Annotated in this window: 4 protein-coding genes; 3 read left to right on the forward strand and 1 reads right to left on the reverse strand. The window is 44.7% G+C overall.

The window, feature by feature from the left end; all coding sequences use genetic code 11:
* Positions 1 to 62: 62 nt before the first annotated feature.
* The 3 genes from yccS to IQR33_RS30685 all read left to right on the forward strand — a co-directional run bounded on the left by yccS (position 63) and on the right by IQR33_RS30685 (position 3,019).
* Positions 63 to 2,216, forward strand: a complete 2,154-nt coding sequence (yccS, locus tag IQR33_RS30675; RefSeq protein WP_193837972.1) for a YccS family putative transporter — start codon at positions 63 to 65, stop codon at positions 2,214 to 2,216.
* Positions 2,217 to 2,405: 189 nt separating this feature from the next.
* On the forward strand, positions 2,406 to 2,636 hold the full coding sequence (locus IQR33_RS30680) for a hypothetical protein (protein ID WP_005376575.1): 231 nt from the start codon (positions 2,406 to 2,408) through the stop codon (positions 2,634 to 2,636).
* 80 nt (positions 2,637 to 2,716) lie between these two features.
* A complete protein-coding gene (locus IQR33_RS30685) occupies positions 2,717 to 3,019 on the forward strand; it encodes a hypothetical protein (protein WP_176311502.1) in 303 nt (100 codons plus the stop codon).
* A 183-nt stretch (positions 3,020 to 3,202) separates the two neighbouring features.
* Here the strand turns inward: IQR33_RS30685 and IQR33_RS30690 are convergent.
* Positions 3,203 to 7,825: cadherin-like domain-containing protein (locus IQR33_RS30690; protein ID WP_193844297.1), on the reverse strand; the 4,623-nt coding region annotated here is incomplete at its 5' end.

Consider the following 7,825-nt stretch of genomic DNA (forward strand, 5'->3'; position numbering starts at 1 on the left):
AACGCGCTATAGTGGGTCTGGTAGTATTCCCCCTGTTCTTCATCGGAAACATAAGGCGCATTGTGCAAGCAACTTCTAAATTTCGGCTATATTGGGCAAACAAGACGATAAATTACAGCGTTCTTATCCTCATTACCTTACTGGGTGTGGTTATCCCAACTTGGTACTTCGAGCAAAACACGCTGATAACGCCATTAATATTAGGCGTTATTGCTGCTGCTTTGGCTGAAAGTGATGACAGTTTCACTGGACGCATCAAGGCTCTGATTCTCACCTTTCTCTGTTTTGCGCTTGCTGCTTTTTCAATTGAAATCTTGTTCGATACCCCTTGGGCTTTTGCGTTGGGATTATTTATCTCAACCTTCGGCTTCATCATTCTTGGAGCGATAGGTCCTAAGTACGCGAGTATTGCTTTTGGTTCGTTGCTGATCGCTATTTATACTATGCTTGGCGCACATGAAAGCACCAACATTTGGTTTCAGCCACTACTGCTTTTGACTGGTGCCGCCTGGTATTACTTCATGTCCATGATTTGGCAGATATTTTGGCCTCTTCAACCGGTGCAACAAAGCTTAGCCAATGTGTTCTTCCAAATGGCGAATTATCTTGATGCGAAAGCCAAGCTTTTTCACCCTGTGACCAACTTGACGCCACAACCGCTGCGGATTGAAGCTGCAAAATGCAATGCTGCCACGGTTACGGCACTAAACGCTTGTAAAACCAAATTACTTAACCGATCGAAACGGGGTCACATTGATGGGCCTAGTGACCGATTTTTAAATATTTATTTCATCGCTCAAGACATTCACGAACGCGTCAGTTCTAGCCATTATCGCTATCAGGATTTAGCGACCGAATTTGAACGTTCTGATGTGCTGTTTCGTTTTAAATATCTTTTGGAGTCTCAAGCCCAAGCGTGTCGTGATATTGCACTAGCCATTCAGCTAGGAAATGAATACTCCCATACCGATCAATCTATTCTGGCATTAGCTGAAGTACAAAACTCTCTTGCTTATCTAGAAGAACAAAAGCAAGGGCACTGGAAACGTCTGCTGATGCAGTTAACATATTTATTCAATAACTTAGCGACGGTAGAAAAACAACTTAATAACATTAACAACCCAGATGTTGAAGGCCTCGAAGAAGATACCCTCGCCGATACCAACCCACACACGCTAAAAGCGATGTGGCAGCGTATATCAGCAAATTTACACAAAGATTCGATGCTGTTTCGGCATGCATTACGTATGTCAATTGCCTTAACGATTGGCTATGGAATCATTCAAATATTCAACATCGACCGAGGTTACTGGATACTCTTAACCACTTTATTCGTATGCCAACCGAACTACAGTGCCACTCGCCAAAAATTGACGGCGCGAGTAATAGGTACATTAGCTGGTTTGTTGATTGGTGTACCATTGCTGACTTTTTTCCCTTCTCAAGAAAGCCAGTTAGTATTTATCGTTATCTCTGGTGTGATGTTTTTCGCCTTCCGGATGAACAACTATGGGTACGCGACTGGTTTTATTACACTGCTCGTCCTCTTCTTATTTAATCAACTAGGTGAAGGTTACGCAGTTGTCCTTCCTCGACTAGCAGATACCCTCATCGGGTGTGTGCTTGCAGTAGGAGCTGTATTAGTTATTTTGCCCGACTGGCAGTCGAGAAGGCTTCACAAAGTTATGTCGGATGCGATAGAGGCGAACAAGCAGTATCTCGATCAGATCATTGGTCAGTATAGAATCGGCAAGAAAGACAATTTGAGTTACCGTATCGCTCGCCGCCAGGCCCACAATAATGATGCCTCACTCTCTTCTGCGATTAGTACGATGCTGGCGGAGCCTGGCAAATATCGCGCAGCTGTTGATGAAAGTTTTCGCTTCCTAACGTTAAATCACGCAATGTTGAACTATATTTCTGCATTAGGCGCGCACAGAACTCGCATCGAAGATGAGTCAATTCATAAACTCGTTTTAGATGCTCACCGTTGTATTCATCAGCATCTGGATGTACTTCATAAACAGCTTCACCAGCATTGTGAGGAGTGTGACCTATCTAATATTGATGATGCTGGACTCGAGCAACGCTTAAACGAATGGCGCGATGAAGACGACAGCTCTGCCCGCATGGTATTGCAGCAACTTCATCTTATCTATCGCATGCTCCCAGAGCTTCATTCACTTGCTAGTAAGTTTGCCGTCAGGGTAAGTTAGTAACATTCAAACCATATGTAAGAGGGAAGCGCTATATCGCTTCCCTTTTTCTTTTTACGCTTCCATCTACCCCAAAGTGGGTAATTATGTACCTTCTTAGGAAAAATCTGACGTATCACTTAACACACCTTGACAATATTCGGACAAAAAGCAATCGATCAAATTCTAATCTATTTTGGTTGAATAAATATGTTGTATCCAAAGGATGAAGAATTTCGGGCAACGACGGATAAACCGAATCACGACGAAGGTATTGAGATGAACGCACAACAATTTAATGAACTTAAACAAAAGCTCAGTGATTTAACGGCAAGTCAGTTAAAGTCATTACAAGGTGAGATCAGCGTGAAACTAAATAAAGCGCAAAAACCGGTTCTATCTGGTGAAGAAAGAGAAATGCTTGCCAAACTGTTTGCCTAATCAAGTCATTGATATAAAACACTTGAACGTTTTATAAACTCCACCTATGCTCTCACTATCATAATGTTGGGAGTAGTGATATGCCTGTATCGGGAATTCAATCTGGATACCACATCGTTCAGATGTCACAACAAATGGCCGAGAAAGCTGCACATGGCATTAGCAATAATGTAAGTAAGGTAAAAGAAGAGCTTTCTGATCACAACATCGATTTAGCTGCGGTTGCGGATGTCGCAATAACAGCCTCAACACCTAGCCTTCCCTCTCAAAAAGTTGAATCTCTCATCAACCTCGCACAAGCCGCTGGTTATAGCCGAGTTGGCGCGTCTGTCATAGAGAAAAACAATGAAATCATTGGCAGCTTGCTAGACATCCACGTTTAGGCGATTTAACGTCAAATTATCGCTATTTTAATTTCCAACTATCACTATAACGTCGTAACAAGATAACCCCTTTGCTTCGCACTTTATTTCTATTTCGATTCAAATACTCCTGTTTAAAATCAAGCTTTCCCGAAAAAAATGGGCGGCTTATCAGAGCCGCCCATTTTTGTGTTGTATACAGGTTTATCCGTTATCAATAACACCGTTGTTGAGCAATGACTCTACAATCTCGTTGGAGCTAAGACCGTTGAAGTCGATTGAAGTACCTAAGTTTTCCACGACAATAGTCTGTTGAACATTTGCATCCGTCGTAATGTTCAGAGAAACACTTTCCGTCGATGCATCGTAGTCTGCCGAAATGTGACCAAGCAGATCATCCATGTCGATCATTGAGTTATTGAGATCAGAGATAACTTCACGTAAATCGATACTGTCTTCGTTAACAGTGAAGTCAGTAATGGTATCCACTGCCCCTTCATCAACGGAATCTACCGTCCACTTGAAGATATCGCTGCCGTCTCCACCCGTTAAGATATCTGAGCCTAAGCCACCGATAAGCACGTCATCACCATCACCACCCAGAATAACGTCGTCACCGTCTCCACCAATCAAGTTGGTACCTGTGTCTCCGCTGACTAAATAGCTGTCGTCCACTGCGGTTGACTGGTCAATATCGTCGCTATCACTACTCACATCCAAACTAATTTGGACAGGTGAAGACTGCGCTTCATCGCCATTAGATTCCGTTGATATCGCCGTAAGCGAAATATCGTAAGAACCGACATCAATACCACTGTTAGTATCTGTTGCGACAATTTCTAGCGTATCAATTTCATCGCTTGGTACTGTCCAAGTGGTACCATCGAAGCTAATGCCTGATGGAGAAACGCCACTTGTTACCTCAGCACTAGCTGGTACGCCCGTTAGCTCCAAAGACAGCACCTCGTCAATATCAGTAAGCGCCGCCATGATTCCGACAATCGCTAAACCTTGACTGCTCGCGGTTTGGCTAGCCGCAATTTGACGAATGTAATTAAACTGAGGATTGATACTCAATGTAGGTGCATCAGCTACAGGTGTCACATTGATAGTGAAGTCTTGATTCGCTTCCAATGCGGTACCCGATGCATTTTCGAAGTACACGCCGTTGTCTTCGACTTTCACCGATAAAGTGATTGAAGCTGCGTTGACATCTCCTGCATCCACAAATACACCCTCAGAAGCGTCTGTTGCTCCAAGAACGGAGTTAATATTATCTGGTGTGCCCATTAGGGTGATTTCACCAGCCATCCCCGCCCCAACAGTCACACCACTACCTGCTGGCGGCTCGACACGAAGGTCGCCCTCGGTAACTGTAAGAGTCACGGTCATGCTTTCATTTGCTTGTGCGCCCGCAAAGTCGACGTCACTCACACTAATACCCGTTACTTTCTGGCCATCAGCTTCATTGATCGTATCCGTTACCGACGTTGCAGTGATTTCAGGTGCGTCATTGGTAGCTTCAACATTCAACACTGCTGTGCCCGCGATTGTAATTGGGTCTGGAGCGCCGTTAGTGGTTCCGTCATCTGTGATTTCATAAGTGAAATTAACGTCACCAAAGAAATCTGCTGCGGGTTCAAACGTCCACTCTGTCGCACTCACTTGAGTCAGCGTGCCGGAAGCTGGATCCACTAACACAACATTATCGACGGTCAAGTTGTCTGACTCAGGATCACTTGCGTTGCTCAGCAACTCAGTAGCCGTAATAGTTACCGAACCACCATCTTCTTCCGTACTACTCAACGTTACCTCTGATGTTACCGGTGCATCGTTCACCTCAGTGACTTCGAAGGTCGCCGTTCCTGACACCGTTTGAGGATCAGAAACACCGTTCGTTGTACCGTTGTCGGTAATGTCGTAGGTCAGATCGACCTTGCCGTTGTAGCCAGGCGCAGGAGTAAATGACCATGTACCTGTTACGTTGTCGAAATCCAATGTGCCGCTGCTTGGATCAACCAACTGGACATTGCTCACCATCAAGGTGTCGTTTTCAATATCAGACGCATTCGCCAACAAATCAGCTTGGGTAATATCAACCGCCGTACTGTCTTCTGCGATATCAGAAAGTGTCACTTCAGACGTCGTTGGAGCATCATTGACTTCCGTTACGTTGAACGATGCGCTGCCGTTAACCGATTTAGGATCGGATGCACCACTTGTCGTGCCATCATCTGTAATGGTGTACGTGATTTCAACTGGACCGTTGTAATCTGGTGCTGGGGTAAATTCCCACTCTCCCGTACCACTGTTGAAAGTAATGCTACCCGAATTCGGATCCGTTAACTGAACATTGCTGACCGTGAGGTTATCGTTCTCTACGTCTGTCGCATTCGCAATAAGATCCGCTTCAGAGATGGAGAACACACCACTATCTTCTTCAATATCCGGTAGCGTCACTGGCGTAGTTTCTGGGGTATCATTCACCGCTGTCACTTCAATATTGAAGCTGCTGCTGTTGGTATTTAGGGTGTCATCTACCCCACCAATTACGATACCTTCATTACCTTGGTCATCGACTGTCACGTCCACCTGAACGTCACCAAAGAAGTTCAGGTCTGGATTAAACTCAATCAGACCGTCTGCAATGGCATTGTTTAGATCGGCCACTGTACCTTTCAGTTCAACGGAGTCCGTACCATCACCGCTCACGGTTAGGTTGTAAGTAGCGATGAGCGTTGGATTAAGCTCCAAGATACCGCTGTCGACGTTCACATTGAGTACATATTCAGCATTCGGATCATCGAGTACGGCATCAATATCGGTAATGCTGAAACCATCAAGCAGCATTGGCGTATCTTCTGGTGTTTCCACATCCACGGTATTGACGAACTCTGGACGATCGTTCACTGCTTCAACATCAACAGTGACATCAAACTCCTCTGCGGAGCCCAAGCTTTGACTGCCATCGAGCCCAGTATCAACGGCTTGCACTTTGAAATGCAGCGAACCATCCCATGAGTTATCGTTGCGATCCCCAGAATTAAACACCACTTGATCCAAGTCTTGAGCATTGATTTCTAAGACAAAAATGCCGCCGCTTTGGTCAGTAAACACTGTCCCATCAGGTAATGAAACACTCGCCCCATCAGGGACATTGGAGACCTCAACTCTCAGCGTCTCTGGATCATTTTCCTGGTAGTTTGCACCATCTCCGATGGACTCTTTGTTATCAACCACTAACGCATTTACATTAATAACAATGTCTTCGCCCTCATTACCTGCAGCCGAAGTATCGGGATTCACATCAACATCATCACCAATAGGATTGACAATAAGCGTAAAGTTGTTGTTTCGTTCCGTTGGAACTTGTAGCAACTCCTCTTGAATGAAGACCGTAATACCTATCTCAGCCTCGCCACTAAAGTGTTTTGGCGGTTTAATTTGGATGTCACTCAGGTCAATGGACGTCTGAGTGAGATCTTTTAGTTGAATACTCCATTCGCCCCCACCGTTGTTCTTAACAACATAATCAGAGGAATTGGATTTAACGATAAAGTCATCAGGAAGCCCCGTTAACTTGAGTGAAACGAAACTCTCAGAACCGTCATTATCGTTCAGGCTGATCGAAACACCAGAGCCCGATTGATTCAGCGAAATTAAAGTATCTTCGTCACCAATCACCGTGATTGGCTGCGTCGGATCGGCACCTGTAATGGTAATGTCATCAACGACTGGCGTAACTTCAAATGTGACATCGTCAGTGAAGGTTCTCACATCTATATTATCGCCAGAGTTATTCAAGATAGACTGATCAAACACAGCTTCATCAGTAATTTCTCCCTCGATATTAATCTTGACGGTATTTTGGCCACCACCTACGGGGTAATTTTCTTTTGGCTTAAACAGAACATTGTCAAGCGCACCAGCTAAAATCTCAGCTTCATTAAACTCAATACTGGTTCCTAAGCTGTTACCATTGGCATCAACAAACTCACCTAATGTTGTGTCATCAAGCTCTAACTTGATGTTCGTTAGTGTTTCTCGACCACCTTGAGTGTTGTTAAATTGATCGGCAAAATCAACACTCAAGTTAAGTTGGATTAAGCCATCTTCGTAACCAACACCATCCGCCGTGGGAACGTCGTTATTTAGATCAGTCACAGGTTGTTTGTTTGCATCCAAGCCGAAAGTACCGACGATATCTACTCTTACATTTGGTGTGACATCGCTATCCAACGGCTGATCCCCGGCTGAACTCGGAACGTCTGCAACCGGTAAAACCTGAACTGGAAACTGGACATTATTTTCTTTTTCATCACCGGACTCAGTGTCTTTAGTGACAAACCGAATTGGCAATTCGAAATCACCTGCGTAATCTTCTGCCAAGTGCATCGTCAAACCATCAAGGCCAGTAATATTTCCACTTGCATCGATATGGGCTTGGAACACGTATTTACCATTGACAAAATCAACATCCGTCCCCGTGATCACCAAACCAGGAGGAATGCCAGGAGCTGTCGGGTCGACGATAATAGTTAAGACATCTTCCACACCATCTGCATTAATCGCATCGACTTTCGACGTCAACTGAGCACCAAGGTTAATAGAATTGTCTTCCAACGCTTGAATTTGGACATCATCAGCCACCTGAATCTCTGCCGCTACACTCATTTTCGGTGTGAGGACGGTTGGAAACTCTAGTGTCACATCCGTTTGACGCACGACCGTCGCATCTTTTTCGTTGCCCAAATCTTCGCCCAAATCATTCACTTCTGCGTAAATGGTTAAGCCAATTTGAGAGAGACCACCGTTATCGCCATCGTC

The organism is Vibrio sp. OPT46, assembly GCF_015163535.1.
Taxonomy (GTDB): domain Bacteria; phylum Pseudomonadota; class Gammaproteobacteria; order Enterobacterales; family Vibrionaceae; genus Vibrio; species Vibrio alginolyticus.

Coding starts and splice junctions, on each gene's coding strand:
- IQR33_RS30685 (WP_176311502.1), top strand. CDS start 2,717: ATGCCTGTATCGGGAATTCAATCTGGATACCACATCGTTCAGATGTCA.
- IQR33_RS30680 (WP_005376575.1), top strand. CDS start 2,406: ATGTTGTATCCAAAGGATGAAGAATTTCGGGCAACGACGGATAAACCG.